Consider the following 26,709-nt stretch of genomic DNA (forward strand, 5'->3'; position numbering starts at 1 on the left):
AAAAATCGAGGTGTTTCGGCACGTGTTTTTTCGCTCTGATGGGATTGCGTAATAATCCCGCCTAGATCGATAGCGCTTATCCTTGTGTTGGACATTGATGTCTCCAAAAGTGCGGCGAAGAGCTAGATTGATCCAGGTATAGCCTTCACCATGCTTTTAAAGGAACTTTCCTGCATGACTCAGTTTTCCGAGCTCAATCTGATTGAGCCGCTTCAACGTGCTATCGACGCACAAGGTTTCACCACGCCGACTGCTATTCAGTCCAAGACTATTCCTGCCCTTATGGAAGGCAGAGATGTTATTGGTCTTTCCCAAACAGGTGGTGGTAAAACAGCAGCCTTCGTTCTTCCGCTACTACAGCGCCTGTACGAACAAAAAGAGCGCTATGTTGCCAACCATCCCCAGGCTTTAATACTTGCGCCAACACGTGAAATTGCGATGCAAATCGGTCACGTTCTTCGCGATCTGTCCAAGTTTTTGCCTATCCGCTACACAACAGTCACGGGTGGCGCACCAATGTTCCCACAGTTCCGCGACCTTAATCGCGGCGTAAATATTCTTGTGGCGACACCTGGCCGTTTGATCGACCACGTAAAACGTGGATCTGTTAAGTTCGATCATACAACAACCCTTATTCTTGATGAAGCAGATCGCATGCTCGATCTTGGTTTCTCGGATGAAGTAATTGAAATCGCAAACAGCCTGCCAAAAGAACACCAGACCGTTCTTTTCTCTGCGACAATGCCAAAGTCTGTTGATCGCCTGATCAAGCAACTTTTGACAAATCCCGTTCGCATTGAAACAGCAAAAGAATCAACAACAGCCGCGAACGTTACCCAACGTGCGTTTTATGTTCACGGCGGACAGAAACAAGCTCTTCTGAGCCACATTCTGGACAAAAATCCGGGCGAACGCGTTCTTGTTTTTATGCAGACAAAAGCAGAGTGTGACCGCTGGTCCGACGCCCTTCGCGAAGATGGCCGTCGTGTGGATGCAATTCACGGTGACAAGCAGCAACGCATTAGAACCAAGGTGATGAATAAATTCCGTCGCGGCGATATTGATGTGCTTGTTGCAACCGATGTTGCAGCCCGCGGTATCGACGTACAGGGCATTAAGATTGTTGTGAATATCGATCTACCTACTGACCCGGAAAATTATGTACACCGTATCGGCCGTACAGGTCGTGCCGAAGCGACTGGTGATGCCTATTCATTTTGCTCACCAAAAGAAATCGGCACTCTGAAACGCATCGAAAAATCTATCCGTCAAGATATCACCGTTGAAAAGGATCACCCGTTCCACGTTGAAATCAGCATGCGCGATGCAAATTCTCAGCGACCAAATAACCGTCGTGGCAAGAGCTTCGGCAAACCCGGCGGCAACCGCGGTCGTGGTGGCCCGGGCCGTAGTGGTCCTGGTCGCAATGGTCCAGCACGTGGTCGTACAGGTAACAACGAAGGTGGATTTGGCGGACGTCAGGCACAAAATGCCAATGGTGAAAACAGATCCCAAAAAAGATTCACCAAACGTCAGGCGGCATAAAACACCCGGCCAAACAGTACACGAACACAAAAAAGGCTGCTCATCGGGCAGCCTTTTTTTTAACGCGTAGAAATAACAAAAATTTTTACTTCAAGTGAATAAAATGCGTATAGGCCACAACCATATTAACGGTTTCACCATCATCCGACAGCGGCAACAAAAGAGCATCCCCTTGCCACAAATTCGGGATATCTGACGGGACACCTTCGCGATCATAAACCGGGCACTTCTTTTCAGATACAATTCGATAGTTAGTCAAAACTTCTTCAATCGTTGCACCAAAGCTTCCCTTTGCAACAGATTGCCCGGTCGGATCAAATCCGCGTGCTTCGACCTCTTTGGTGCCAACAAGACGGTATATAAAATCAAGTGGCTGTCGTTTAACGTCCACCAAAATAATGCTCGAAAGAAACACTTTCATTTCAATGGGGTCAAGATCAGCACGCGAAGGCATTACACGCCCTTTGCGCTTTGAATCCCAATACCTATAGAATGCCCGGATAGTTTCCGGACAAGAGTCCAGAAAATCCAGTGTCGTTAATCTATCGTATTTCGCTTTCATTCTATTAACTGGCCCATCAACTGGCACTGCAACTGCAGCTATCCATCCTGTTTCAATTCTATGCCCTGTTACATTATCGTGCATGCAACCAAACCATTATCTTTACTGAACGAGAGCAGGTAAAAATTTCAACCAGTTAACCTGCCTATCGTAATTTTATATTTACATATAGATTTCATAGCTATTCGCAATAGTACCTAGAGAATAATTTCCCATTTTCCAAATATCTTACCCCTAGAGATAAGATATTGAAATAAAAGATACATGACGGTAAAAACTATAGGTACTCACGATTAGGACGCACCTGAACATGTCTCAAAAAATCCCAATACTATACAGTTTCAGACGCTGCCCTTATGCCATGCGGGCGAGACTCGGCTTACAAAGCAGCCGTCAGACCTGTGAGTTACGAGAGATTGTTTTGCGCGACAAGCCAGCTGAAATGCTTCTGGCCTCGCCAAAAGGGACAGTTCCAGTTCTTGTACTTCCAAATGGCGACGTGATTGAAGAAAGCCTGGATATTATGCTTTGGGCTCTCAATAAAAATGACCCCGAAAACTGGTTATCGCCACAATCTGGTACTCTAGAAAATATGCTGGATCTCATTAATCGGTGTGAACGCGAATTTAAGGGACATCTTGATCGTTATAAATATGCCCCGCGTTACGAAGGAGCTAACCCAATTGCCCACCGTACTCTCGCTGAAAATTACTTGAATGAATTAGATACCATGCTCACAAAAAGTAATTTTTTGTTTGGCGCGCAAAGATCTCTTGCAGATATAGCCATTGCGCCTTTTATCAGACAGTTTGCCAATGTTGATCGCACATGGTTTGATCAGACAAATTATCCGCAGCTAAAAAACTGGCTCGCTGAATTTCTAGGCTCACCCCGGTTTAAAAGTATTTTGACAAAATATCCGCTCTGGACTGCAGGAGATCCCGTGACCTACTTCCCAGACGGGCACGCTCTGTAAGATATCTGGATGGCCAGCTTCTAAAAATTCGACAACCTTCCATAGGCTTTCATGCTTAAAATAACAAACACCATCCAGATCGCCGAAGAAGAGCTACAGGAAACCTTCATTAGGGCTTCTGGCTCTGGTGGCCAGAACGTCAACAAAGTTTCTTCGGCAGTCCAGTTACGGTTTAATGCAAAGCTTTGCCCAACGATTTCGGTATTTGTCTTTAACCGTTTAAAAAGCCTCGCCAGCCACCTGATGACCCAAGATGGTGAGATCCTAATTACGGCAAACAGCCATCGTACTCAGGAACGCAACCGCCAGGATGCACGCGACAGACTTACCGATTTAATCAAAAAAGCCACCGTACAACAAAAATCGCGCCGCCCGACCAAACCGTCAAAATCTGCGAAAACCAAACGAACGGACAAAAAGAAACAACGCGGTGCGATCAAAAAAGACCGCGGCAAGGTTTCCAAATCAGACTACTAGCCCGACCTTCTCTTTGTGAATTATTTCAATTTCTATCAGTCTCGTTGCCTTTTATCATTGGGACAAAAGTCGTTGCTTTCACACGGGAGACAGCAATTGATGTTTGGAAGCGCCGTACATTACTGTCATTGAAAAAGAAACGATGCGTGAAGGCTTCGTAATCTTTCATATTCTTTGCGATGACAATAAGTACAAAATCAGAGCCTCCTGCCACGCAATAACAATGCTGAACCTGCGGTTCTTTTTTTGCGCGTCGTTTAAAAGCATCCGTCTCGTCAATTCGGTCACGTTCGAGATCGACAGAGATTACGGCTGTCACCTCATAACCAACAGCTTCGGGATCAACAATCGCATTTTCTGATTGGATAACCCCGCTTTCACGCAAGCGCTTTAAACGTCGCTGAACCGATGCAGTCGATGCATTTGCCTTTTCCGAAAGCAGAGCTATTGGCGTACGCGCATCCAACTGAAGCTCTTCCAATATCCGCCTATCAACATTATCCATAGTATTACAATCATAATTATGAATTATTAGATCTTATTTAATCATATATAGGCATTTAATGATACAAAACAATCCCTCCACCTTGATACCTTTGAAACCTCTGTAAACACTTTTTGGTAATTTTAATGAAACAAGGCTTTATAAGTATTTTGCCATTAGCTGCTGGTGCTGCCGTCTATGGATTTGTCTTTGGCGTTATTGCCGCACAACTTGATTTCCCGTGGTGGGGCATTGCGTTGATGAGTGCCTCGGTACATGCGGGCTCATCCCAGATTGTCGCGGTAGAGCAATTCGCATCAGAAGGGATTGTGATTGGTGCCGTCCTTGCTGGTCTGGCGCTGAATATGCGGTATCTCGGCATCATAGCTTCGCTCAATTCAGTCCTCAAAGAGGTTCCCTTTCTTCAACGCCTTTTTGCCATTCACATTACAAGTGATGAAAACTGGGCTTTAACTTTTGCCAAGAAAGCAAAAGATCCCTCAATTGGCGCCCCCTTTTTGATTGGGTCAGGCTTAACGATGTTCGTCACATGGCTTGTTTCGACAACAGGCGGCGCTTTACTCGGACAATCGATACCTAATCTCATTGAATATGGTCTGGGTTTCGCCTTCACAGCGGCCTTTATCGCCATGGCTCGTGCAATGTGGCGCAATAAACAAGACACCCTGCCCTGGATGATAACGTTCATCATCACAGTTGTTCTTATCCATCTATCCCTAGGAAGTGCCTTTGCCATCATTGCGGGCAGTATCGCTGGTGTCATTACAACAGGCCTCACACAACAGATAATGAAAAAGGTTGCAGCATGACTGATGCACAATGGCTTTTGATCGGAACACTAGCTTTTGGTGCCTATTCAATCCGCTTTTTGGGATTGGTAAGTGGACAACTAATTAGTGAGCACAAATACCTGAACAAGTTCCTCGCCGATTTGCCTGGTTGTTTGATTGTCGCATTGATCGCGTCCTCTCTCGCAGGGGAGAATACGATCACCTGGATAGCAGCGGCGATTACCTTGGCGATTGCTTTAATGACAAATCATGTCGTGATGACCATGGCTTTCGGCTTTATCACAATATTCACTTTAAACCATTATTTTGTATAGCCGACTTTAATATTAGGTAATCACTTTATTATGAAGCTGGGAAAATCAAGACGACAAAGCCTCGTGTCTAGATATCCAGCTTCATAAACACTTCGTCATTTAAAGCGACAGCCCCTAGATTTTTATAAAATTTTTGAGCTGAGGGATTATTGGCCCAGACAGTCCAAACAAGGAGATCACAGTCATTCTCACGACCGACTTGACGAAGCTCCTTGATCATCATTTTTCCAATACCCTTCGACCGCCATTCTTCACGTACGAACAAATCAGTCATGAAGATCATGCCTTGAAAACTATCTGCCCAAAATCCGAAATTGTAGATCGCATAGCCTACAGGTTTCCCTTTACTCTCTGCCAATAATGCAGAAAAAAGCGGCTTATCCCCAAAGCCATGTTTTAAGAGTTGTGCAAGACTGGCCTCAGTATCAAAGCCTGATCGCTCTTCTCCTAATACGGTAAGATGGTTAGCAAATTCCTCGGCCATACCCACAAGCGCCAACATATCATTACGATTTGCTATGCGAATAAAAACACTCTCGGATACCATCTCATCTGTCCTTTTAATGGCTGAGAAAATGACGACAGAAATATTTCATATAATTAAAAAGATAGCTTTTAACACGAATTGCACAGTACAATTCATGCAGTTGACATTTTAAAGCTTGGTTATTACGCACAATGCCATCAAAAATATGCGTTAGAGAATGTATATCCCGCAGGACAAGCAGGGTTCTTTTTTTCTTTATAAGTATTTTTATATTCTTTATTTCAGCAACAAACGCGCAAGCCAATGTTAAAACAATCAAGATCGGCGTCAGCCACTTCCCTCCCTTTTTTACAATAGAACAAAACCATCCCCTGAGTGGTCTTGGGATAGACCTGATCGCAGCGATGAACGACATCCAGACTGGCTATCGATTTGAAATTGTGGAATCAAGCCCACGCCGCCGTCATGCGATGTTTCAAAAAGGCTTGTATGATATCTCTTTATTTGACCATTTAAAATGGGGGTGGAACCCTGAAGAAGTTGATGCGACAAAAGTATTCCTTAGGGGCGGCGAACGTTATATCACCGCAGGCAGCCCTAAAATTACGCAAAATTTCTTCACTGATGTTTCTTCAAAAAAAATCGGGGCCATCCTGGGATACCATTATCGTTTTACAAGCTTTGAAACTGATCCCGAGAAGCTAAAAAAACGTTTTGATATAAACTTGGTGACGCATCAAGAACAGGTAATCAAACAAGTTTTATCTCATCGCATACAAATTGGGGTAATTACTGAAACTTTTCTCAAAAAATATCTAAGGGAAAATAGTGAGGATCAGGAAAAAATCACTATTTCTGATACTTACGATCAGGAATACAACTTTATCGGCATTGTCAGAAAAAAGGCTCTGATATCAGCTTCTGAGCTAGAACAAATTATTATATCCGTTATTAAAAGCCCTAAATATCAGTGGATCGCCGATCAATACGGTATAAAGTGGCAAAATTGAAGCGGAGGAGCTTAAAGAAAGCCCTAGAGTTTGTGATAGTCCCTGAGCTTCTCGTAATCACCTTCACGAAGATACTCAAACAACGTACGTCTTTCTTCTTCTCCAACACCTGCGGCCTCTAACGCCGACGCCCCCAACCTCAGACTAGCTTCAACTGTTTCCGGTATCGCGTGCGACGCACCAAGCTTTGTAAAGTGGTCGGCATCAGGCCAATCCCTGACCCTGACATGTAACGGTACATCAGGATAGAGACGCTTCATTGTGCGCACGACACCTTCGGCTGCTTTATAATTATCCAGTGTAATTACAACCAAACGTGCCCGCCCAGCCCCGACAGACTTTAAAATTTCGGGACGACTGGCATCACCAAAAAGCACGTTATAGCCCAGCCGACGTCCAGTGGCGACTTTTTTGGCATCCATATCAATCGCAACTGTCGCGACATCAACTTTTCTCAACATCCCTGCAATTACTTCGCCAACACGTCCAAATCCAGCGACAATAACAGGCCGTTCCGGCACAGGCTCAGAAACTTCCATCGCGTCTGACGCGGGGGATTTAAGCCATTCAGCCAACAGTTCACCGGCTTTGACCATCATTGGCGTTGTCACCATACTCAGAACAATGACAGCAATCAGGGTTTCCATCATACCTTCTGGTAACAGATTCAAACTATCACCCAGCGTGAACAACACAAATCCGAATTCCCCCGCTTGAGAGAGCAAAAACCCACACTTAACTGCGATTGACAAAGGGGTTTTCCATATCTTTGCCAACACAATAATGACCAAGGCTTTGACAATGATAAGGGCAAGGGCACCAAGGATCACAATTTCCAGATTATCAAAGACCGTTCCCGGCACAAATGACATACCCACGCTCATAAAAAAGAGCCCGAGTAACAAACCACGGAATGGCATTACGTCTGCTTCGATCTGTTGTTTGTACTCTGATTCTGAAAGCAGTACGCCCGCAATAAAAGCGCCCATCGCCATGGACAGTCCAACTAGTTCCATAATCCAGGCGAAGCCAAGTACGAGCAAAAGAGCCGTTGCGACAAAAACATCGCTATTCTTGCTATGCGCGATGGCATGTAACATCGGGTTAATTGCATAACGCCCGGCAACGAGGACAGAAATAAAAATGCCCACCGACTGTAAAAGCGCAAACCCCATGGAAACAGAAAACCGCATCTCGCCATAGGACAACAATGGCAAAAGGATCAATAGGGGAATAACTGCTAGATCCTGAAAAAGAAGAATAGAAAAACTGGTTCGCCCCCAATGGCTAGTTGTCTGATGCTGATCCGCGAGAATTTGAACCCCAAAAGCCGTGGAAGAAAGCGCGAGACCAAAACCAACAACTAATGCTGTTTCCCGCGCAAGGCCAAAAGCAAAATAACTAAAGACCGCAATAAGCAACCCTGAGACAAAAACCTGTAGGCCACCCAAGCCAAATACCAGCTTCCGCAAAACCCAAAGACGTTGGGGTTTTATTTCGATTCCAATTAAAAACAGAAGAAAAACAACACCGAACTCACCGATATGACGCATGTAGTCAGCATCGTTTACAAGGCCCAAACCCGCGGGACCGATAACTGCCCCTGCTGCGAGATACCCAAGAACGGACCCAAGACCCAGTCGGCTAAACAACAAAACCGCCACCACGGATGCTGCCAGCAACGATACGATCTCGATCATTCTTCTCTCTCTCCCCCGACACAAATTTATTGAGTGCCATTCATACCGGTATAAATCAGTTTGCGTTCAATTTTGACAAAGCGCTTTTGTCTGATTTTCTTATCATATCGTCAGAATAAATATATATGGTTAATTTCAAGAATCGGTGTTCTCTCCCCCATTCTGCCATCTGTAATTTTTTGTCAGAGCAAACCTTTGACCTCTTCCCATAAAGCCGCCAGAATAGTGGTCCAACCAAAATCGCCTTCCAAAAATCCATATAATTTACACCTAACGAGTACGCGTCATGGCACATAGTTTTTCCATTTCACAATCCGTCAAAAAACCAGCCATCAAATCAGCGGGCGGTGTTGTTGCAGCACAACACATAACCGCAGCAAAAATAGGAACAGACATTCTTGAACAAGGGGGTGATGCTGTTGATGCAGCCGTCGCCGTTTCTTTTGCTATGGGGGTTTTAGAACCCTGGATGAGTGGCCCTGCTGGTGGTGGCGCCATGATGATATGGCGAGAAGAAGAACAAAAAGCTTACGCGCTAACCTATGGTATGAAATCACCAAAATCTCTGGACCCTGGCGCCTTCCCGCTGTCAGAAAATGGAAAGGCTGCCGATCTTTTTCCTTGGCGTGCTGTCGAAGGTGACCTGAACGTACAGGGACCACTTTCCATTGCGGTTCCCGGCACTGTTGCTGGCGCAGGAAAAGCTCATTCTGCATTTGGTAAAATGCCATGGAAAGACCTGTTACAACCAGCCATCAAAGAAGCAAAATCAGGGTTACTTGTAGATTGGTATGCCGCCCTTATCATTGCCTCGGCAACGCGCGCACTATCCAAAGATCCACACGCAGCGGCGACTTTTCTCGAAGATGGCCAATGGCCAACCATCGCTGGCTGGACGGCACTATCAGAAAAACGAATAGATCAATCCCAATTTGCCAGCACACTCAGCCGTTTGGCCGATCAGGGACCGGACGATTTTTATAGCGGCGATATTGCGGCAACCATGGTCAAAGATATTCAAGACAAAGGTGGCTTTCTATCATTAGATGACCTTGCCTCTTATGCCATCGAATTCGAAGATCCGCTGACAATCCCTTACCGAAACAGTCGTGTACACGCAACACCGACATTGACAGCTGGGCCGACCCTTGCTGATACACTTGGGCAGATGGAAAAGCTATTTACCCCAGGCTCCACACCATCACCGGAAAGCTTCAATACCTACGCCGAAGCTTTAAACAATGCCTATAAAAGAAGACTGACATCCATGGGGGATCAGGATGCCCCCCATGCGCCATCATGTACCACACATTTTTCCGTGGTAGATCGCCACGGCAACATGGTTTCCATGACCCAAACTCTACTGTCTCTTTTCGGGTCACGTGTCGTGTCCTCCAACACAGGACTGCTGATGAACAATGGCATCATGTGGTTTGATCCTGAACAAGGGCACCCCAACTCTTTGGCACCCAACAAACGCTGCTTGATGAATGTTTGCCCGGTAATCGGCGAACAGGGTGATCGACGCTTTGCTATTGGCGCTTCGGGGGGGCGAAAAATCATGCCCGCTGTTATGCACCTGACCTCGTTCATGACCGACCATGGCATGAGCTTAGAGGAAGCCTTTCACCACCCCAGAATGGATGTGTCCGGGGGGGATGTGATCATTGCCGACGAAGACCTTGATCCGGAAATTATTTCAGCGCTATCTGAAAAACATGATGTTACAACAACAAAACGAACTGTATTCCCCTACGCTTTTGCCTGCCCAGCCGGCGTTTCCAGAGAAAACGGTGTAAATTCCGGATGCACCGAAATTATGTCGCCGTGGGGTGATGCTGTAGCAGAAGAAGGTGTGAAATAATGACCACACGTGACGCAACCATCAAAAGGGCAGAAAGCTATTATGATGATGGTCAATTTCTCACAGATTTGGAACGTCTGATTGCCGTTGAAACTGAAAGCCAAAACCCGGATCAATACACAGAACTTCACAGGTACCTGAACGAAGCGATAACACCGCTACTCAATAAGCTGGATATCATCAGCAAGATATACGAAAACCCCGCCCCTTCAGGGGGACCTTTTTTGGTCGGAGAACGGATAGAAGCACCGGATCTGCCAACGGTTCTGACCTATGGCCATGGGGATGTCATTCGCGCACAAACAGAGCAGTGGCAAGATGGATTACATCCCTTCAAGGTAATTACGCGGGGTGATAAAATTTATGGCCGGGGAACCGCAGACAACAAGGGGCAGCACCTGATTAACCTCGCGGCATTGTCGTGCCTTCTTGAAGAAAAAGGATCACTTGGCTTTAACTTAAAAATCATCATAGAAACATCGGAAGAAACAGGCTCTGCTGGTCTTGCCGACTTCTTTGAAAGCCACAAAGAACTTTTAAAGGCCGACGTTTTGATTGCGTCTGATGGTCCCAGATTACAACCAGATACGCCAACGTTGTTTATGGGCACCCGTGGTGCAATCAACTTCGATCTGTCTGTCAACTTGCGCGAAGGAGCCAACCATTCCGGGAACTGGGGCGGATTGCTGGCTGATCCTGCTATAATATTATCCCACGCAATTGCGTCCATCACAGATGCGCGAGGCCAGATACAAATCCCTGAATGGCGGCCGACAAGCTTGACCGAGGACATAAAAAACACTCTTCAAGGCTTACCAATTGATGGTGGCCCGGAAATAAATCACGACTGGGGAGAAGAAGAACTTGATCCGGCCCAACGGGCCTTTGGATGGAACTCATTTGCTGTACTTGCAATGAAAAGTGGTGTTCCCGAAGCCCCAGTTAATGCCATAGCAGGTCAGGCGAATGCCCATTGTCAGTTACGGTTTGTTGTCGGAACCGATACTGATAATATATTACCAGCCTTACGGCGGCACTTAGATGAAGCTGGATTTTCTGCTGTAGAAATCATTCCCAGTAAAGAAGCATTCTTTAAAGCAACCCGGCTTGATCCAGACCATCCTTGGGTTAGCTTTGTAGCAAAATCCATAAAAGAAACCTGCGGAAAGAAAGCCCACATTCTCCCCAATTTAGCTGGTTCTCTTCCCAACGAAACCTTTAGCGAAATTCTTGGCCTCCCAACGGTATGGATCCCACATTCCTATGGTGGCTGCTCACAGCACGCACCGAACGAACATCTTCTTAAACCTATTGTGCAGGATGGTTTACGGAATATGGCAGGGCTTTTTTGGGATCTATCCGAAGCAGACATATCCAGAGCAGACAGGGATACCTTCTAGCCAGAAAGATCTGTCCTAGGCCAGATATCGGTACGGGCATACTTGTAGTCTGTGGTTTTAGGATCATTTGGGTAAGGTCCATCAACACTGGCATAAAGTATGTCCGACGCCACAGGCTCAAAACCATCATAAAAGTGGTTGGTGGATTTGATCGCCAAGATCTTTTTTGACTTGGGATCAACACCAAGATTTCGGAATAAACTCGGGTCAAAGCTCTGGCTCCGGTTGGAATTAAGGATAACCGTAATCCCCATATAATCAATCGCAACGCTATCCCCCAGCGGAACAATAGATTCACCAAAATCCTGTGTCGCATCCAAAACGATTTTGAGGATCTTTACATCCCCATCAATCGGCGGGCCAGCTGTATCCGACATTTTGCTACCGAAGCGTAGTTTAAGCGTCGCCCCTTCACCCGCAGAAATACACGTTTTCACAGCCATCGGATCCCAGATGGTGCCGACAGCGGCATCAAAGGCTTCTTGTTCCACCAATGTGCGGAGAAGAATTGTTGAATCACCCGGCACACCTCCTCCTGGATTATCCCAGACATCAGCAATAACAATGGGACCACTCGGGGCTTTTTTAGCCCGAACAACAGCCTCGGTAGGTGATAAAAATTCAGGACGGGTTGTTCCGCGGAATGAAAACAATTCCCGGCTGAGATCATAAGCCAACTTTTGGGCAAGGTTTTTCTCACGATCCGCGACGATTAGTATTTTCGTCCCCATATCCGGGACATCACCAGCCATAAAGCCATGTATAACCGAAATAGAAAGAACACCGTCTTTTCCTTGTAGCGACTTTATCTTGTCAACGAAGCTTCGCATTGGCTCTCGACTTGTCGGCAGCACTTCGATCATGTTGCAATCAGCCACATGAAGTTCGGGGGAAATCTGTTTCTTTACTGTTCGAACCACCAGATCAACACAATCTTCAGCACATTCGACAAAATCTGTATGTGGAAATTCCTTGAAAGCAACCAGTACGTCTGCTGCATCCGTTCGCTTTTGCGAAAGATGGCTATGGGGATCCAGTGTCGCGCCAATAATGACATCTGGGCCAACGATTTCCCGAACAGCCTTTAGTAGTGTTCCTTCACAATCCTGACAGTTCTGCGCCACCATTGCCCCGTGCAAACCAAGAACGACGGCATCAACAGGAAGCGCAGATCGTAATTGATCCAAAACCTCTTCTCTCAAGCCATCCCAGGTTTTTGAATTAACAATTCCTCCCGGTTCTGCCCAAGTTGCCGTTCCTTCGACAAGATCCCATCCCTCTTCCTTTGCCCGACGGCGGCAGACAGGAAACACCGCACTACACAAGGTTGGGGTTTCAGGATGATCCCCCGGTCCAGCATAAAAGCTTTCCTTAAAGTCACTGAGATCAGCACGCAGAGGAGAAAAGGTATTTGTCTCAGTCGCGATAGATGCGCAAAATATCCGCACAGGAAAACCTCATAAATTAATATTTGAAAATACTCTAAAAGAAACCCGGGGGAAAAGCCCCCCGGATCAATCGGTAATTATTTCAGATAATTACGTGTATTGGCTTTACCCAGTTCTTCTTGAAAAAGGTCCATAAGAGTAACACCTCTTTCACCAAGCGTTTCTTCGACATGCTTCAACACAACTGGCTGTGCGGCTGCTTTAAATTCACTGCGTGCTTCAGCTGACAAAGCTGTCACATCAATTTTATCTTTCAGACCCGCTAAACCACGATCAGAAGCTTCGATAACGCGGCTTAGACCTCGGCTGGCAACAACACAGGAATTGGCTGCATAATTAAGGACACGCTGCTCATCGGCACTCAAATCATCCCAAAATGCTTTTGATACCATAAAAGTATAAGGCGCAAATAGATGATTGGTCAGTGTCATATACTTCTGAACTTCAGCAAATTTGGCGAATGAAATAATCGGCACTGGGTTCATTTGGCCATCGATAACCCCAGTCTGCAGGCCGGAATAAACCTCACCCCATGCCAGTGGATAGGCTTCACCACCAAGCGATTGAATAATCTTCTGATGCGAAGGCAACGTCATTGTACGAACGCGAATTCCCTTGAAATCTTCAAGATTTTCAATTGGGTGCTTAGAGTTCGTAACAGCAAAGAAGCCACCTGTATCCGGAAAGCCAAGTACCTTCACGCCGCTAACAGTTTCTTCGATATCCTTGGAAAGTTGTGCGCCAAAAGGACCATCAAAAACATCATACGTTGCCGCGTTATGATCAAAAGCAAAAGCCAAGTTCAGAACATCGATACGCGGATAATAAGACGAAATAGCACCTGTTGAAGTCAGGGTCGCCTGAATAACGTTATCCCGTACCAATTGAACGTGTTCTTTCGCAGAACCAAGCTGGTTTGAAGGATACACTTCAACTTCAATTGAACCATTTGTATCAGCTTCGACAATGTTGGCGAAAACAGCTGTACAAGCGTGCGCAGGATTTTCAAACGGGTCCATCTTGTTGTCATGGCCGAACTTTAGAACTTTTGTATCAGCCATCGCCCCGGTGACACCAGAACAAAGCAATGCACCAACAGCAACAGAAGTTGCAACTTTTTTCAGTAATTTCATCTTATGTCTCCCTTAAGATTATATTTCTTTTTCCCAAACGTGCGTCTGTAACTTCAAAAAGGTGAAGGAGCAGTCGCCACTCCTTATCTCGCGAGGATCAGGCGAACCCCAGTAATCGCGGAAGGGTCATGGCTAGGTCCTCCCAAAAAGCAAAAATGAACAGAATGACTACTTCGGCAATCAAGAAGGGCCAAAGCTTTGCGGCAATACGCTCTAACTTCTCCCCCGTCACAGACGACAGGACAAAAAGGCACGCCCCCACGGGCGGGGTCATCAAAGATATATTCAAGGCCAAAACAAAAATGATCCCCGCATGAATAGGCTCTAGACCTATTTGTTCCGTCAAAGGGACAAGAACGGGGGCAAGCAAGATCAATATGGCTGTAATATCCATGATCATGCCAATCGCCAGAAGTAGCACGATAACCAATGCAATAATGATGTAAGGATTGTTCGATATAGATAATATCGCTTCGGCAATTTCCTGTGGAATACGATTAAAGCTCATCCACCAACCAAGGATCGCTGCAAAAGCAATAATGACAAAGATCACCCCCGTAATTCGGGCTGTGCGTATCAACATTCCAATAAAGTCAGGAACTGTAATCGCCCGATAGACAACGACACCGATAAAAAGTGCATAGCCAACAGCGATAGAGGCAGCCTCTGTCGGCGTAACAATGCCACCTAGAATACCGCCTAGAATGATAATCGGCATAAAAAGCGCCAGAATAGAGGATTTAAAGATCTGCCAGAGTTCTTTCAGGCTGGATCGTTCCTCTGCTTCGGGAAGGTTATTCGCTTTAACCCCAACAGCAATCACAATCATACAAACAATACAGATCAATAATCCCGGTAGAATTCCCGCCGCGAACAGTCCTCCGATAGACACCCCCATCAAAGAACCATAAACAACCATCAACCCTGAAGGTGGAATGGTTGGCCCAATAATTGATCCCGCCGCAGTCACCGCACAGGCATAATCCCGGCTATAACCACGCTTGACCATTGCGGGAACTAACGTCTTACCGAAGGCGGCTGCATCCGCAGTCGCCGCCCCGGTCAACCCGGCAAAGAAAACAGATGCCAACATATTGGTGTGTGCCAGGCCACCTCGGAAATGGCCAACCAACGCCTGAGCCAGATTCACCAAACGATGGGTAATCCCGGTATGATTCATAATCTCACCCGCAAGGATGAAAAAAGGCATCGCCAAAAATGGGAAGATATTTAACCCGTTAAACATTTTACTTGGGGCAAGCGCAAAGAAAGCACCACCGCCCATGTCAATTAAGCCAATCACACCAGTCAGTCCCAGGGCAAAACCAATTGGCATACCAATCAAAACTAAAACAACAAAAGCAATCCCGATAATCATTGTACTGCTCCCGCCCCAGATGACAGGCTATCATTCGGATCAATAATTACTTCGCCTTGGTCCCTCATCGCGACCAACAAAACCTGAACGGCTGCAACCGCAGAGGCCACTGGTATGGCCGCAAAGGGCATTGCCAATGTCATGCCGAAAATCATTGCTTGTCGATTACCACCCCCGATGGCGAAATCAATTCCGTACCAGCAAAGAAAAGCAAACAAAGCAAAAGTTATGACATCCACAAGAACAAGCAGTGGTCGACGAATGCCTTGGGGTAATCGATCAATTAAAATAGAGAGGCCAATGTGTTCACGCCTTGCAATACCCGCAGATATTGCTAACAGCGCAGCCCAAATCATCAGATATCGGGCTAAAACTTCCGGCCAAGGCAGTTGCCAATGGAAAAGGTAACGATCAACAACACCGAGCCATACATCCAAAACCAATAACAGCATCAGTAAGGCGACAATACGTTCAACCGCCCAGTTCAACCTTTTGCTGGCTTTTGCAGCGAAAGCTTTCATCACCCCTCCCAGAAATGTAATTTAACTACATCTACTGCTCAGAATCGATATATGTAAAGTAAAATTACGTAAATAAACTTCATAAAGAGTCAATTTAGCGTAGTTTTATGGATATTCCCTGATATTATTACAAAAAATGATTATTTGTGTAATTTAACTACGTAGTATATTGTTTATGAACAATACGACTAGATACAAAGCAATTACACTCAGTTTACGCACAAGAAACTTAAACACGAACAACCAAGGACATACCATTGGCTGCTACTTTTGATCTCATAACTAAAATAAAAAAAATGGACGGTAGTTTTAAAGCACGCGAACAACAAGTGGCCACCTATGTACTTAATAACTTAGAAAGTGTTAGCCAAATAAGTGTTAATTCACTGGCCAAATTTAGTAACGTCAGCGAACCAACCGTTATTCGCTTCTGCCGGAAACTAGGCTGTGATGGCTTCAAAGATTTCAAAATTCAGCTGGCGCAGAACGTTGCCGTCAGCATGCAATACCTTTCACGCTCGGATAAAACCGTAACGTCAACAGACAGCACTATTGATCAGGTCCTTGATGCCCTAATATCAACAACTGAAGTTGCCAAAAACCAAATTAATCCAGATGAAATATCGAACGCTGTCAATGCCCTTGCTCGCACAAAAACACTTATTTTTTGTGGTGTCGGCGGCGGATCAACAACAGTTGCTTTTGACGCAGCAAACAGGTTTTTCCGTCTTGGCATTACCGCTCTATCCCTTAATGACGCCTATTTACTTAGAATGCACGCTGCAACACTAGGCCCAGATGACCTTATGTTTTTCATTTCATCAACAGGCACCCCTAGGGCTCTTATAGATACGGCAAAAATTGCCAATCAATACGGTGCCACAACCATGTGCCTGACAAAGCCAAATTCAGAACTGTCGCAAGTTTGCTCTCTCACCGTTGGTCTGGAACTTCCAGAAGACCCTGACATATATAAACCAACAGCATCTCGCCTGGTTTTTCTTGCCGTCATTGATGTCCTCGCAGCCTCTGTCGCACGTAAAATGCCCGAAAAAACCAAAGAAAAGCTACGTCGAATCAGGGCCTCTCTTACAGCTTTGCACGGGAACACAGACCCACAACCAATCGGGGATTGATAGAATGGATTGCTCTGCCGAAACGAAACCATCCATGATCAATGACATTTCAACACCCGCTGTCTTGATCGACGTTGCTATTGCCCAAAAGAACATAGAAAAATTGCAGGGACATTGTGATCAGCACGACATTCTATTACGCCCTCACATAAAAACACATAAGCTACCATGTATGGCCAAGCGTCAAATTAAAGCTGGAGCAATTGGCATCACCTGTCAAAAAATCGGTGAAGCTGAAATCATGGCGGCATCGGGCATCAATGATATTCTCATCACCTACAATATTATTGGAGATCAAAAATTAAATCGACTGGCTCAACTCGCAGAAAAATGCACTTTATCAGTGGTTGCCGACAATGAATATGTAATTGAAGGGCTCGCAAGAACCTTTACAAGAGAAGAAAAACCTCTGGAAATTTTAATTGAATGTGACACCGGGGCAAAACGATGTGGTGTTCAGTCAGCACAAGAGGCACTTCACCTCGCACAGCTCATTCACAACACAGCGGGGTTATCGTTAGGTGGGCTAATGACCTACCCTCCAATGGGCAATCAAACTGATGTAAATGATTGGCTCAAAAACACCCGAGATCTATTAATCAAACATGGCATCCCCTGTCCCAAGGTAAGTAATGGCGGAACACCAAATATGTGGCGGTCCCAAGAAGTATCTGTCGCAACAGAACATCGATCAGGCACCTATATCTATAACGATAGATCCCTGATCGAAGCTGGCTTGTGTGCGATTAGTGATTGTGCGGTTACCGTCAAAACAACCATCGTCAGTAAACCAACAAAAGATCGGGCCATCATTGACGCAGGTTCAAAAATGCTGACATCCGACCTATTGGGCATGGAGAGTTTCGGTTTAATCAAAGAAGCACCAGATGCAAAAATCACCAGCCTTAGCGAAGAACACGGCACCCTTGACCTTAGTAACAGCTCATGGTCACCCAAAGTTGGGGATCAAGTTCATATCATCCCCAACCACGTCTGCGTCGTGTCCAATATGGTTGATCATGTATATCTGTTAGAGACAGGAAACATCGTAAAAACACCCGTCCTTGCTCGCGGCTTGGTAACTTAATCAAAATTCTACCCAAATCCTACGGAACACCACAACAAGTCTCTTGAGACGAAAATACTATTGATTGACACACTGACAACTTTAGCATACCAGATATAGATATCGAGGTTCTTTCGAAATTCATTCGGAAGCTAAGAGGGAATTCGGTGCGTGATACAATCGCAATCCCGAAGCTGCCCCCGCAACTGTAAGCAGTTAGCTACTGTCATTTATGCCACTGATGTCATTTTTTGCATTGGGAAGGCGGACAAAAGCATTGATCTGCAAGCCAGGAGACCTGCCCCGATAAAAGTCAATTCCGCGGGCGGGGTGCTCCGATGGTGTTGCTGGCATCATGGACTCTCTGTTCATGTTATCCGCAAATCATTTGGCCCTGTCCTTACACAGACAAAAAAGGCCAATGCATGTCTCTCATAGAATCAAACGAATTACCGGGTGAGGTAATTTCCAGCGCCAATCAAGACACTCCTGTTACTTCTGGTACAGACTACAAAGTGATCCGCCGGAATGGGAAAGTCTCCCCTTTTGAACCCGAAAAAATCACCACCGCGATCACCAAGGCATTTATCGCCATAGAGGGCTCTAATGCTGTTGCCTCCCCTCGGGTTCACGATACCATTCACACCCTCTCGGAAGAGATCACTAAGTCCCTTACTCAAAGAGACACCTCGGGACGTACCTTTCACATCGAAGATATTCAGGACCGGGTCGAGCTCGCATTAATGCGCGGCGGCCACCAGAAGGTTGCACGGGCCTACGTTCTTTATCGTGAAGAAAGAAACAAGGACCGCCAAACTGAAAATAACGCCCCGTCAGAATCACAACGAGACTTTAGTGTCACACAACCAGATGGATCAAAAGTTGACCTAGACCAAAATCGCCTAGAGACCATCATGGCCGAAGCTTGCGATGGATTAAAAAACACCTCTAAAGAAAAGATTTTATCGGAAACAAAACGGAATATTTATGATGGCATCAGTTCTTCTGAACTGGCACTTGCACCAATCCTCGCAGCAAGAACCCTGATTGAAACAGAACCTGAGTATAGCTATGTTTCGGCAAGGCTTTTACTCGACAAACTTCGCACAGAGGTTTTGTCATTTATCTTTGAGCGAAATCAAACAGCAACCCAGAGCGAAATTGCCGATATTTATCCAGATTACTTCCGGGCATATATAAAAAAGGGGCTGACATCAGAACTTTTGGACCCTGAACTCGCTAGATATGACTTAGACCGCTTAAGCGCAGCAATAAAACCAGAACGAGACACGCTCTTTCAATATCTGGGCCTACAAACCCTCTATGATCGTTATTTTCTTCACCAAGATGAAAACCGCATTGAATTGCCACAGGCATTTTTCATGCGGGTCGCCATGGGCCTTGCTCTGCGCGAAACAGATAGAGAAGAAAAAACTATCGAATTTTATGACCTCTTATCCTCGTTTGATTTCATGTGTTCAACCCCCACACTCTTTAACTCGGGCACACAACACCCCCAATTATCATCTTGTTTTTTAACAACCATCTCAGATGACTTAGGGGATATATTCAAGTCGATCAAAGATAATGCACTGCTGGCAAAGTATTCTGGCGGCCTCGGAAATGACTGGACTTCTGTGCGGGGTCTCGGTGCACACATCAAAGGCACAAACGGCGAAAGTCAAGGTGTGGTGCCATTCTTAAAAGTTGCCAATGACACGGCCATTGCTGTGAATCAGGGGGGAAAGCGTAAAGGAGCAGTTTGCGCATACCTTGAAACATGGCATTTGGATATAGAAGAATTTCTCGACTTAAGAAAAAATACCGGAGATGATCGTCGCAGAACCCATGACATGAATACCGCCAACTGGGTCCCCGATCTTTTTATGAAACGTGTCAGGGAAGACGCCTCATGGACTCTTTTCTCGCCTGATGAAACACCGGATCTCCATAATCTCTATGGTCGAGACTTCCAACAAACCTATGAAAATTACGAGACAAAAGCCGAAAACGGGGAACTTCGTGCCCACAAAAAAATACGTGCGATAGATCTATGGCGCCGGATGTTAACAATGCTTTTTGAAACAGGACATCCTTGGATCACCTTCAAGGATCCCTGTAACATTCGGTCACCTCAAAATCACATTGGCGTCGTCCATTCGTCAAATCTTTGTACGGAAATTACACTTAATACTTCCAATGACGAAGTTGCCGTTTGTAATCTGGGTTCTATTAACCTTGCCGCGCATACCACTAAAAACGGTATCGATCATAGCAAGCTAGAGAAAACAACAAAAACAGCGATGCGCTTGCTCGACAACGTCATCGATATCAATTTTTACACCATCCCGGAAGCCCGCAAATCAAATTTGAAACATCGTCCCGTCGGCCTTGGACTAATGGGCTTTCAAGATGCATTGCAAAAACAACGAATTCCATACGGTTCTGATGCTGCAATTACCTTCGCTGACGAAAGTATGGAAGCAATATCCTTTCACACAATAACAGCATCAAGCAATCTTGCTGAAGAAAGGGGAAGCTATGCGAGCTTCAAAGGTTCTCTGTGGTCAAAGGGTATTTTACCACTAGATTCCATGAAACTTCTAGAAGAACAACGCACCAATTTTCAATACAATACCTGCAGCAAACTTGACTGGGAAAAACTTCGAAAGCGCGTCAAAAAAATAGGAATGCGTAATTCAAATACAATGGCAATTGCGCCCACGGCAACAATCTCAAATATCTGTGGCGTTTCCCAATCAATTGAACCTGCCTATCAAAATCTTTTCGTAAAATCCAACATGTCAGGTGAATTCACCGTCGTTAACGCATCTTTGGTAAATGATCTAAAAGCCTTAAATCTTTGGGATGACGTCATGATTTCTGACCTTAAATACTATGATGGCAGCATCGGAGAAATCGACCGCATTCCTCAAGACCTTAAAACCCTCTATGCTACAGCCTTTGAAATTGATTCCGCCTTTTTGATTGAGGCCGCTGCACGAAGACAAAAATGGATTGATCAAGCACAATCTCTAAACCTCTATCTGGCCAATCCCAGTGGGAAAGCTCTTGATGCGCTCTATCAGCTTGCATGGGAACGTGGCCTAAAAACCACCTATTACCTCAGGTCAAAATCAGCAACTCACGTAGAGAAATCCACTCTGAAAGGAACAGATGGGAAACTAAATGCCGTCGCAACAAACATGACAACGCCAATAAGCACAGGGCAAGTTTGTTCGATCGATGATCCAGAATGTGAAGCATGCCAGTAACCGTGCCTCATCAAATAATGAAATAGGGATATAAATATGCTTGATTGGTCGGAACCAACAACCAAATCAAATGCCAAACGAACTCATCCGAGAGGCAATGCACCAACCACAGACACCACTGGTTTGGGGACCATTGACCGCGGAGCTGCACGCGTTTCTGTAGATGACAAGTCAATGATTAACGCTCGTGCTGATGTTAACCAGCTTTTACCGATGAAATACCATTGGGCATGGGAAAAATATCTCTCGGGCTGTAATAATCATTGGATGCCGACAGAAGTTTCAATGCAGGCCGATATTGCGCTTTGGAAATCCAAAGACGGCTTAACACCCGACGAGCGCAAAATGTTAAAGCGTAATCTTGGTTTTTTTGCCGCTTCGGAATCTCTCGTTGCCAATAATATTGTTCTTGCAATTTACCGCCACCTGACAAATCCAGAATGCCGACAGTATCTATTACGGCAAGCCTTCGAAGAAGCGGTCCACACACATACGTTTCAATACATCGTGGAAAGCCTAGGCCTTGAAGAAGGTGAACTATTCAACATGTATCGCGAAGTTCCGTCGATAACAGACAAGGCGGCATGGGCACTGAAATACACGCAAAGCCTTGATGATCCAAACTTTGAAACGGGCACTCCTGAAGCAGACCAGGCCTTTTTAAGAGACCTGATTGCTTTTTATGTCGTTTTTGAAGGTATGTGGTTTTATACAGGGTTTGCCCAAATTTTATCATTGGGTCGCCGGAACAAAATGGTCGGGATAGCGGAACAGTATCAATATATTCTTCGTGATGAGAGCATTCACCTGAACTTCGGTATAGATGTTATCAATCAAATCAAAGCAGAGAACCCTCACCTTTGGACCGAAGAATTTCAACAAGAAGTAAAGGGAATGCTAAAAGAAGCCGCTGAAATTGAAGCAGCTTATGGCCGCGATACAATGCCCAAGGGATTATTGGGCCTGAACGCGCATCTATGCGAACAATATATGCACTTCATCGCGAACCGCAGATGTGGACAACTCGGTTTGGAACAGATCTATCCGGCCACAGAAAATCCGTTCCCCTGGATGTCAGAGGCCATGGACCTAAAAAAAGAAAAAAACTTCTTTGAAACCAGAGTCATTGAATACCAGAATGGCGGCGCACTAAGTTGGGATTAACCCATCCTACACGCGACAACTCGTTGCTATCCGTTATGGGGATTTAAGAAATCCCCATAACTTCTGGTAAAGGTGCCAGTTCAAATCCGGCCTGTTCCAGCCTTTCTTTTACACGACGAGCAATTGCGACTGCTTCGGCAGTATCCCCGTGAACACATACACTATGTATTGGAGTATCAATCCGCTTGCCCGATGGCGTTATAATTTTACCCTCTTGTACAAAAGAGAGAATTTGATCTGCCGATTGTTCAGGGTCATGAATAACGGCATGGGGTTCAGACCTTGGGGTCAAATTTCCGTTCTCCTCATAGGTTCTATCAGCAAAGATTTCGCCGGCCGTGAGCAGACCTAATTCAAGACCAGCCTTACATAAACAAGATCCAGCTGTCGCCAACATGATAAGGGATGAATCAACTGCGGCAATCCCACGCGCTATGGCAAGCGACATTTCCATATCAACAGCCGCCATATTATTGAGCGCACCATGAGGTTTCACATGGGTAACTTTCGTGCCCTGGCTCTTTGCAACGGCCATCAAGGCACCGACTTGATACACGATCATTGCTTCCAATTCAGAAAGCGGAATATACATTTTACGCCGACCAAAGCCCTGTAGATCTGGAAAGGCTGGGTGCGCGCCGATGCTCACACCCTTTTCTTTGGCAGAGCGCGTAACATCAGACATGACTAAGGGGTCACCCGCATGGTAACCACAGGCAATATTGGCTGACCCGATTATATCCAGCATCGCAGTATCATTCCCGATGGAATACATACCAAAGCCTTCGCCCATATCCGCATTTAAATTAATTTTTTCCATGTGTAGTTTCCTCTTGCTGGCTAAGCTTCTAGATGACCGGGGAAATGTCCGGTCAAACTGGCATCAACAACACCGCCGATTAAATTTACTTCATACAAGGCTTTTAGATCCATAACTCCCTCACCAAAATAATCCTGAATAGAGGAGATGGCCCGATCCAGCTCTAATTTCTGTTCTTCACGGGCAGCCTGTGCTTCATCAAGGGAAACGTACTGGAACTTAATATCATTACCCGGCACCAGTTGCCCTAAAAGAGGAAGATCAGATGTAATCACAGCACCAATTTTGGGATAGCCTCCAATTGTCTGGCAATCCACAAACAAGATAATAGGCTGCCCGCTACCCGGTACCTGTATAGCCCCCGGCACTATTCCATCAGAAATAAGGTCACTTCCCTTTTCCGGCAAAGGTTTCAATTCGTCGCCTTCAAGACGAATGCCCATACGATCTACGTCAGAGCTAACCTTATAATTTTGATCCGTGAACTTAGCGATCATGTCATCAGAAAAATAATCATCCTGTGGTCCCGCCATTACACGAATTGTTTCTACCTTTGTTAGCATCGGCGCAGATACAATTTTTTCCAAACCATCCCGTGGGTGCAATAGTCTAACCTTGATAGAATCCCCCGCCTGTAACGGAAGACCGTTTACCCCCCCCAACTTTGCGCGCGCATAGGTCGAGCAACTATCAAGAACCGGGGCTAAATCAAATCCTCCTTCGACGGTTAAATAGCCCGTCGCCCCATTTTTCAGAGGCTCGACAGAAAGGACATCTCCATCGTCAAGCGTGACAGACTGCCAAGGTTTTATCGCAATACTATCGCCACCATCTGCGAGATTAAGTTCGGCGGTTACATCCCCCGCAAGGCCCAGACGTATTCGTCCACCTTCGGCGATTACCTTTGGTCCCAAAAACCGAAATTCTAGCGCCGTTTCAAAGGGGGCATTCCCCACCAAAGCATTCCCCAACCGCAATGACAACGTATCCGCAGCCCCGCTCCTTGGAACACCAAAACCAGCAAATCCTTTGCGGCCCTCGTCTTGAAGAGATGATAAAATACCTGGCGAGAGGATTTTTAGAACAACCGACATCAGCCCTCCCCCTCCATTGTCAAAAAGCTTTGTGGTGCAATACGTTCAGCAGCTAAATCAGCAGCAAGGTCACCATATTCTTCTGTTGTTATTGGTCTGAATTTCACAGCCCCACCCGGAGAGAGCAAACTGGGCTGTGCCCAGGAACTGTCAAAAAAGGGAACTGGGCAACGCGCAATCAAGTGCCATCCCCCAGGGCTTTCCCACGGATACACAGCCGTTTGTTCGTTGGCAATACCAACTGATCCTGCGGGAACCCTCACCCTCGGGCTTGCTCTTCTTGGAAACTGTAGTCGCGCATCAATTTCCCCCATAAAGGCAAAACCGGGCAAAAAACCAATGAGAAAAATATCATAAATAGCCGAACTATGTACATTAATGACTTCCTCTACGGACAGCCCGCTACGCTGTGCAACCTCAGCTAAATCAGGCGCCAACTCCCCCTCGTAACAAACAGGCAAGACCCAGAGCTCCTTGTGTCCATCTTCCTTGTTCAAAGGTTCTTGCGCCAATGCACTTACGTGTTCAACGACATGATTAAAGTTCGCAATATCCGGGTCTAAGCACACCGTCAGGGAACGGCTTGCCGAAATAATATCAAACACACCGGGCAGTCGTCCTTCGTCAACTTCCTGTTCAATACAGCCTCTCAATGCGCGAACAGAGCGCGCACCAATAGCCCCTTTTAGCTTAGGAAATTCAATAGTAAAGGCGCTATCGCCTAATGTCAGGACTCGGATATCCAAATTAGCTCTCTTAGGTTTTTTCTTTATTGAACTACAGCCTTAGATACACATCAACTATAAATCGTTATTGTTTTATTGACTTTTTGTCAACATAACGTCATCGTAAATTTATGCGTTAATGATGACACAGGTATTTTTGGCTCATTAATCACGCTGTATTGCTCAAATCTTCCTGACTTTAAACAGTGAGAATTAAGCCAAAAAGAACGTTTAAGGCCCTGAATATATAAAAAACATCAAGGCCAACACATAGAAACCCCTGGGAGGTTTTAAAAAATGAAACTTTTACGTAACTTCACCGCTGGTGTTGCTGCCCTTGCTATGGGCGGAATTGCCACTTCTTCCGCTGACACTTGGGATATGCCAACACCATATCCGGATAAAACTTTTCACACAGCAAACATCATTGAATTTGCCAAGGATGTAGAAACAGCAACTAACGGCGACCTGAAAATCAAAATTCATTCCGCCGGTTCACTTTTTAAACACCCGGAAATTAAAAATGCCGTCCGTAGCGGCCAGGTGCCAATTGGCGAATTTTTTCTGTCACGCCTGTCGAATGAACATGCCGCCTTTGGTGCAGACTCACTTCCTTTCCTTGCAACAAATTATGACGATGCAGGAAAACTTTGGGCAGCTCAAAAACCTGTTATCAGCGCACTACTGGACAAACAGGGCTTAATGCCATTGTTCTCTGTTCCGTGGCCACCACAGGGACTTTATACAAAAAAAGAAATCAAGACCGTTGATGATCTTAAAGGCCTAAAGTTCAGAGCCTACAATGCAACGTTGGAAAAATTCGCCCAACTTACAGGCGCAGCACCGACACAGGTCGAAGTTCCTGATATTCCACAAGCCTATGCAACAGGTCGCGTTGAAGCAATGATCACATCGCCATCAACGGGTGCAAACAGCAAAGCTTGGGATTTCGTTTCTCACTACACACACATTCAAGCGTGGGTACCGAAAAACATTGTTGTTATTAACAAAAAATACTGGCGTAAGCTTGATGACGCTACACAAAAGGCTGTTCTTATTGCGGCAGAAAAAGCAGAAAAACGTGGCTGGGCAATGAGCCAGGAAGAAACCGCTGCTAAAATCAAAATCATGCAAGACAATGGCGTAACAATTGTAAATCCGCCTGCGGCGGAATTGATGACAGGTTTGAAAAAAGTTGGCACTGATATGCTTTCTGATTGGGAAGCATCTGCAGGAGATGAAGGATCTGAGATCCTGAGCTCATACGGCAACTAAGCTCCCTGTTGGGCGGTTCATTTCACTATCTTATCGTGTGATG

General features: G+C 45.6%; 24 protein-coding genes and 1 riboswitch. Of the genes, 13 read left to right on the forward strand and 11 right to left on the reverse strand.

All coding sequences use genetic code 11. The features are described from left to right. Positions 1-174 precede the first annotated feature (174 nt). The gene (locus tag ACN0QW_RS14645) at positions 175-1,545 is read left to right on the forward strand and encodes a DEAD/DEAH box helicase (protein WP_299372450.1); all 1,371 of its coding nucleotides are present in this window, start codon (positions 175-177) and stop codon (positions 1,543-1,545) included. An 85-nt stretch (positions 1,546-1,630) separates the two neighbouring features. Here ACN0QW_RS14645 and ACN0QW_RS14650 read toward each other — a convergent pair whose 3' ends face one another. Beyond that, positions 1,631-2,191, reverse strand: a complete 561-nt coding sequence (locus ACN0QW_RS14650; RefSeq protein ID WP_417432342.1) for a PAS domain-containing protein — start codon at positions 2,189-2,191, stop codon at positions 1,631-1,633. A gap of 226 nt (positions 2,192-2,417) precedes the next feature. On the opposite strand from ACN0QW_RS14650, the gene ACN0QW_RS14655 reads away from it, so the two are divergent. Further along, the gene (locus tag ACN0QW_RS14655; protein WP_417432343.1) at positions 2,418-3,083 is read left to right on the forward strand and encodes a glutathione S-transferase; all 666 of its coding nucleotides are present in this window, start codon (positions 2,418-2,420) and stop codon (positions 3,081-3,083) included. A 51-nt stretch (positions 3,084-3,134) separates the two neighbouring features. After that, positions 3,135-3,560, forward strand: coding sequence for an alternative ribosome rescue aminoacyl-tRNA hydrolase ArfB (gene arfB / locus ACN0QW_RS14660; protein ID WP_417432344.1), 426 nt, complete (start codon positions 3,135-3,137; stop codon positions 3,558-3,560). A 25-nt stretch (positions 3,561-3,585) separates the two neighbouring features. Here arfB and ACN0QW_RS14665 read toward each other — a convergent pair whose 3' ends face one another. After that, on the reverse strand, positions 3,586-4,065 hold the full coding sequence (locus ACN0QW_RS14665; RefSeq protein ID WP_417432345.1) for an Lrp/AsnC family transcriptional regulator: 480 nt from the start codon (positions 4,063-4,065) through the stop codon (positions 3,586-3,588). A gap of 125 nt (positions 4,066-4,190) precedes the next feature. On the opposite strand from ACN0QW_RS14665, the gene ACN0QW_RS14670 reads away from it, so the two are divergent. Both ACN0QW_RS14670 and ACN0QW_RS14675 read left to right on the forward strand, forming a co-directional pair. Continuing rightward, the gene (locus tag ACN0QW_RS14670) at positions 4,191-4,874 is read left to right on the forward strand and encodes an AzlC family ABC transporter permease (protein WP_417432346.1); all 684 of its coding nucleotides are present in this window, start codon (positions 4,191-4,193) and stop codon (positions 4,872-4,874) included. Beyond that, positions 4,871-5,170, forward strand: a complete 300-nt coding sequence (locus tag ACN0QW_RS14675; protein WP_417432347.1) for an AzlD domain-containing protein — start codon at positions 4,871-4,873, stop codon at positions 5,168-5,170. Before ACN0QW_RS14670 ends, ACN0QW_RS14675 begins: the two co-directional genes overlap by 4 nt. A gap of 67 nt (positions 5,171-5,237) precedes the next feature. Here the strand turns inward: ACN0QW_RS14675 and ACN0QW_RS14680 are convergent, their stop codons facing one another. After that, the gene (locus tag ACN0QW_RS14680) at positions 5,238-5,717 is read right to left on the reverse strand and encodes a GNAT family N-acetyltransferase (RefSeq protein ID WP_417432348.1); all 480 of its coding nucleotides are present in this window, start codon (positions 5,715-5,717) and stop codon (positions 5,238-5,240) included. Between the two features lie 131 nt (positions 5,718-5,848). Here ACN0QW_RS14680 and ACN0QW_RS14685 point away from each other — a divergent pair, with 131 nt between their 5' ends. Beyond that, entirely contained in the window at positions 5,849-6,667 is an 819-nt protein-coding gene (locus tag ACN0QW_RS14685; RefSeq protein WP_417432349.1) for a substrate-binding periplasmic protein, read from the forward strand. Positions 6,668-6,690: 23 nt separating this feature from the next. Here the strand turns inward: ACN0QW_RS14685 and ACN0QW_RS14690 are convergent, their stop codons facing one another. After that, complete coding sequence (locus ACN0QW_RS14690; protein ID WP_417432350.1) at positions 6,691-8,367, reverse strand: monovalent cation:proton antiporter-2 (CPA2) family protein; 1,677 nt, start codon at positions 8,365-8,367, stop codon at positions 6,691-6,693. A 286-nt stretch (positions 8,368-8,653) separates the two neighbouring features. Here ACN0QW_RS14690 and ACN0QW_RS14695 point away from each other — a divergent pair, with 286 nt between their 5' ends. Further along, positions 8,654-10,231: a gamma-glutamyltransferase family protein gene (locus ACN0QW_RS14695; protein ID WP_417432351.1), complete on the forward strand. Its 1,578-nt coding sequence runs from the start codon at positions 8,654-8,656 to the stop codon at positions 10,229-10,231. Further along, a complete protein-coding gene (locus ACN0QW_RS14700) occupies positions 10,231-11,631 on the forward strand; it encodes a M20 family metallopeptidase (protein WP_417432352.1) in 1,401 nt (466 codons plus the stop codon). The genes ACN0QW_RS14695 and ACN0QW_RS14700 overlap by 1 nt, the downstream gene beginning before the upstream one ends. Here ACN0QW_RS14700 and ACN0QW_RS14705 read toward each other — a convergent pair. The 4 genes from ACN0QW_RS14705 to ACN0QW_RS14720 form a co-directional block, all read right to left on the reverse strand. Next, on the reverse strand, positions 11,628-13,079 hold the full coding sequence (locus ACN0QW_RS14705; protein ID WP_417432353.1) for a M81 family metallopeptidase: 1,452 nt from the start codon (positions 13,077-13,079) through the stop codon (positions 11,628-11,630). The two genes, ACN0QW_RS14700 and ACN0QW_RS14705, sit on opposite strands and share 4 nt — an antisense overlap. Before the next feature lie 77 nt (positions 13,080-13,156). Beyond that, entirely contained in the window at positions 13,157-14,212 is a 1,056-nt protein-coding gene (locus ACN0QW_RS14710) for a DctP family TRAP transporter solute-binding subunit (protein WP_417432354.1), read from the reverse strand. A 97-nt stretch (positions 14,213-14,309) separates the two neighbouring features. Then, positions 14,310-15,590 carry a TRAP transporter large permease gene (locus ACN0QW_RS14715; RefSeq protein ID WP_417432355.1) on the reverse strand — a complete coding sequence of 427 codons (1,281 nt, stop codon included), beginning with the start codon at positions 15,588-15,590 and terminating at the stop codon, positions 14,310-14,312. Beyond that, on the reverse strand, positions 15,587-16,111 hold the full coding sequence (locus ACN0QW_RS14720; RefSeq protein WP_417432356.1) for a TRAP transporter small permease: 525 nt from the start codon (positions 16,109-16,111) through the stop codon (positions 15,587-15,589). Before ACN0QW_RS14720 ends, ACN0QW_RS14715 begins: the two co-directional genes overlap by 4 nt. Before the next feature lie 257 nt (positions 16,112-16,368). Here ACN0QW_RS14720 and ACN0QW_RS14725 point away from each other — a divergent pair, with 257 nt between their 5' ends. The 4 genes from ACN0QW_RS14725 (at position 16,369) to ACN0QW_RS14740 (ending at position 22,752) form a co-directional block, all read left to right on the forward strand. Beyond that, a complete protein-coding gene (locus ACN0QW_RS14725; protein WP_417432357.1) occupies positions 16,369-17,247 on the forward strand; it encodes a MurR/RpiR family transcriptional regulator in 879 nt (292 codons plus the stop codon). A gap of 4 nt (positions 17,248-17,251) precedes the next feature. Further along, on the forward strand, positions 17,252-18,334 hold the full coding sequence (locus ACN0QW_RS14730) for a D-TA family PLP-dependent enzyme (protein WP_417432358.1): 1,083 nt from the start codon (positions 17,252-17,254) through the stop codon (positions 18,332-18,334). 88 nt (positions 18,335-18,422) lie between these two features. Further along, positions 18,423-18,634, forward strand: a riboswitch (cobalamin riboswitch). Between the two features lie 104 nt (positions 18,635-18,738). Further along, entirely contained in the window at positions 18,739-21,588 is a 2,850-nt protein-coding gene (locus ACN0QW_RS14735; protein ID WP_417432359.1) for a ribonucleoside-diphosphate reductase subunit alpha, read from the forward strand. 36 nt (positions 21,589-21,624) lie between these two features. Then, a complete protein-coding gene (locus ACN0QW_RS14740; protein WP_417432360.1) occupies positions 21,625-22,752 on the forward strand; it encodes a ribonucleotide-diphosphate reductase subunit beta in 1,128 nt (375 codons plus the stop codon). Positions 22,753-22,795: 43 nt separating this feature from the next. On the opposite strand, the gene ACN0QW_RS14745 is transcribed toward ACN0QW_RS14740, so the two are convergent. From ACN0QW_RS14745 to pxpB, 3 genes are read right to left on the reverse strand one after another with little or no spacing between them, the layout of a single operon-like run. Then, positions 22,796-23,572: a LamB/YcsF family protein gene (locus tag ACN0QW_RS14745; protein WP_417432361.1), complete on the reverse strand. Its 777-nt coding sequence runs from the start codon at positions 23,570-23,572 to the stop codon at positions 22,796-22,798. A 20-nt stretch (positions 23,573-23,592) separates the two neighbouring features. Further along, positions 23,593-24,666, reverse strand: coding sequence for a biotin-dependent carboxyltransferase family protein (locus tag ACN0QW_RS14750; protein WP_417432362.1), 1,074 nt, complete (start codon positions 24,664-24,666; stop codon positions 23,593-23,595). Beyond that, positions 24,666-25,412: a 5-oxoprolinase subunit PxpB gene (gene pxpB, locus ACN0QW_RS14755; protein ID WP_417432363.1), complete on the reverse strand. Its 747-nt coding sequence runs from the start codon at positions 25,410-25,412 to the stop codon at positions 24,666-24,668. Before pxpB ends, ACN0QW_RS14750 begins: the two co-directional genes overlap by 1 nt. Before the next feature lie 276 nt (positions 25,413-25,688). Here pxpB and ACN0QW_RS14760 point away from each other — a divergent pair, with 276 nt between their 5' ends. After that, positions 25,689-26,666, forward strand: a complete 978-nt coding sequence (locus tag ACN0QW_RS14760) for a TRAP transporter substrate-binding protein (protein WP_417432364.1) — start codon at positions 25,689-25,691, stop codon at positions 26,664-26,666. Positions 26,667-26,709 lie beyond the last annotated feature (43 nt).

The sequence above is a fragment of the Kiloniella sp. genome (genome assembly GCF_048259265.1).
In the GTDB taxonomy this organism is placed as follows: domain Bacteria; phylum Pseudomonadota; class Alphaproteobacteria; order Kiloniellales; family Kiloniellaceae; genus Kiloniella.

Bases quoted from the DNA above. Each gene is read 5' to 3' on its own strand.
- ACN0QW_RS14710 (WP_417432354.1), bottom strand. From the start codon at position 14,212: ATGAAATTACTGAAAAAAGTTGCAACTTCTGTTGCTGTTGGTGCATTG.
- ACN0QW_RS14650 (WP_417432342.1), bottom strand. From the start codon at position 2,191: ATGCACGATAATGTAACAGGGCATAGAATTGAAACAGGATGGATAGCT.
- ACN0QW_RS14740 (WP_417432360.1), top strand. From the start codon at position 21,625: ATGCTTGATTGGTCGGAACCAACAACCAAATCAAATGCCAAACGAACT.
- ACN0QW_RS14685 (WP_417432349.1), top strand. From the start codon at position 5,849: ATGCCATCAAAAATATGCGTTAGAGAATGTATATCCCGCAGGACAAGC.
- ACN0QW_RS14690 (WP_417432350.1), bottom strand. From the start codon at position 8,367: ATGATCGAGATCGTATCGTTGCTGGCAGCATCCGTGGTGGCGGTTTTG.
- ACN0QW_RS14670 (WP_417432346.1), top strand. From the start codon at position 4,191: ATGAAACAAGGCTTTATAAGTATTTTGCCATTAGCTGCTGGTGCTGCC.
- ACN0QW_RS14665 (WP_417432345.1), bottom strand. From the start codon at position 4,065: ATGGATAATGTTGATAGGCGGATATTGGAAGAGCTTCAGTTGGATGCG.
- ACN0QW_RS14730 (WP_417432358.1), top strand. From the start codon at position 17,252: ATGGATTGCTCTGCCGAAACGAAACCATCCATGATCAATGACATTTCA.
- ACN0QW_RS14745 (WP_417432361.1), bottom strand. From the start codon at position 23,572: ATGGAAAAAATTAATTTAAATGCGGATATGGGCGAAGGCTTTGGTATG.
- ACN0QW_RS14715 (WP_417432355.1), bottom strand. From the start codon at position 15,590: ATGATTATCGGGATTGCTTTTGTTGTTTTAGTTTTGATTGGTATGCCA.
- ACN0QW_RS14680 (WP_417432348.1), bottom strand. From the start codon at position 5,717: ATGGTATCCGAGAGTGTTTTTATTCGCATAGCAAATCGTAATGATATG.
- ACN0QW_RS14735 (WP_417432359.1), top strand. From the start codon at position 18,739: ATGTCTCTCATAGAATCAAACGAATTACCGGGTGAGGTAATTTCCAGC.
- ACN0QW_RS14675 (WP_417432347.1), top strand. From the start codon at position 4,871: ATGACTGATGCACAATGGCTTTTGATCGGAACACTAGCTTTTGGTGCC.
- arfB (WP_417432344.1), top strand. From the start codon at position 3,135: ATGCTTAAAATAACAAACACCATCCAGATCGCCGAAGAAGAGCTACAG.
- ACN0QW_RS14750 (WP_417432362.1), bottom strand. From the start codon at position 24,666: ATGTCGGTTGTTCTAAAAATCCTCTCGCCAGGTATTTTATCATCTCTT.
- ACN0QW_RS14700 (WP_417432352.1), top strand. From the start codon at position 10,231: ATGACCACACGTGACGCAACCATCAAAAGGGCAGAAAGCTATTATGAT.
- ACN0QW_RS14695 (WP_417432351.1), top strand. From the start codon at position 8,654: ATGGCACATAGTTTTTCCATTTCACAATCCGTCAAAAAACCAGCCATC.
- ACN0QW_RS14645 (WP_299372450.1), top strand. From the start codon at position 175: ATGACTCAGTTTTCCGAGCTCAATCTGATTGAGCCGCTTCAACGTGCT.
- ACN0QW_RS14720 (WP_417432356.1), bottom strand. From the start codon at position 16,111: ATGAAAGCTTTCGCTGCAAAAGCCAGCAAAAGGTTGAACTGGGCGGTT.
- ACN0QW_RS14760 (WP_417432364.1), top strand. From the start codon at position 25,689: ATGAAACTTTTACGTAACTTCACCGCTGGTGTTGCTGCCCTTGCTATG.
- ACN0QW_RS14655 (WP_417432343.1), top strand. From the start codon at position 2,418: ATGTCTCAAAAAATCCCAATACTATACAGTTTCAGACGCTGCCCTTAT.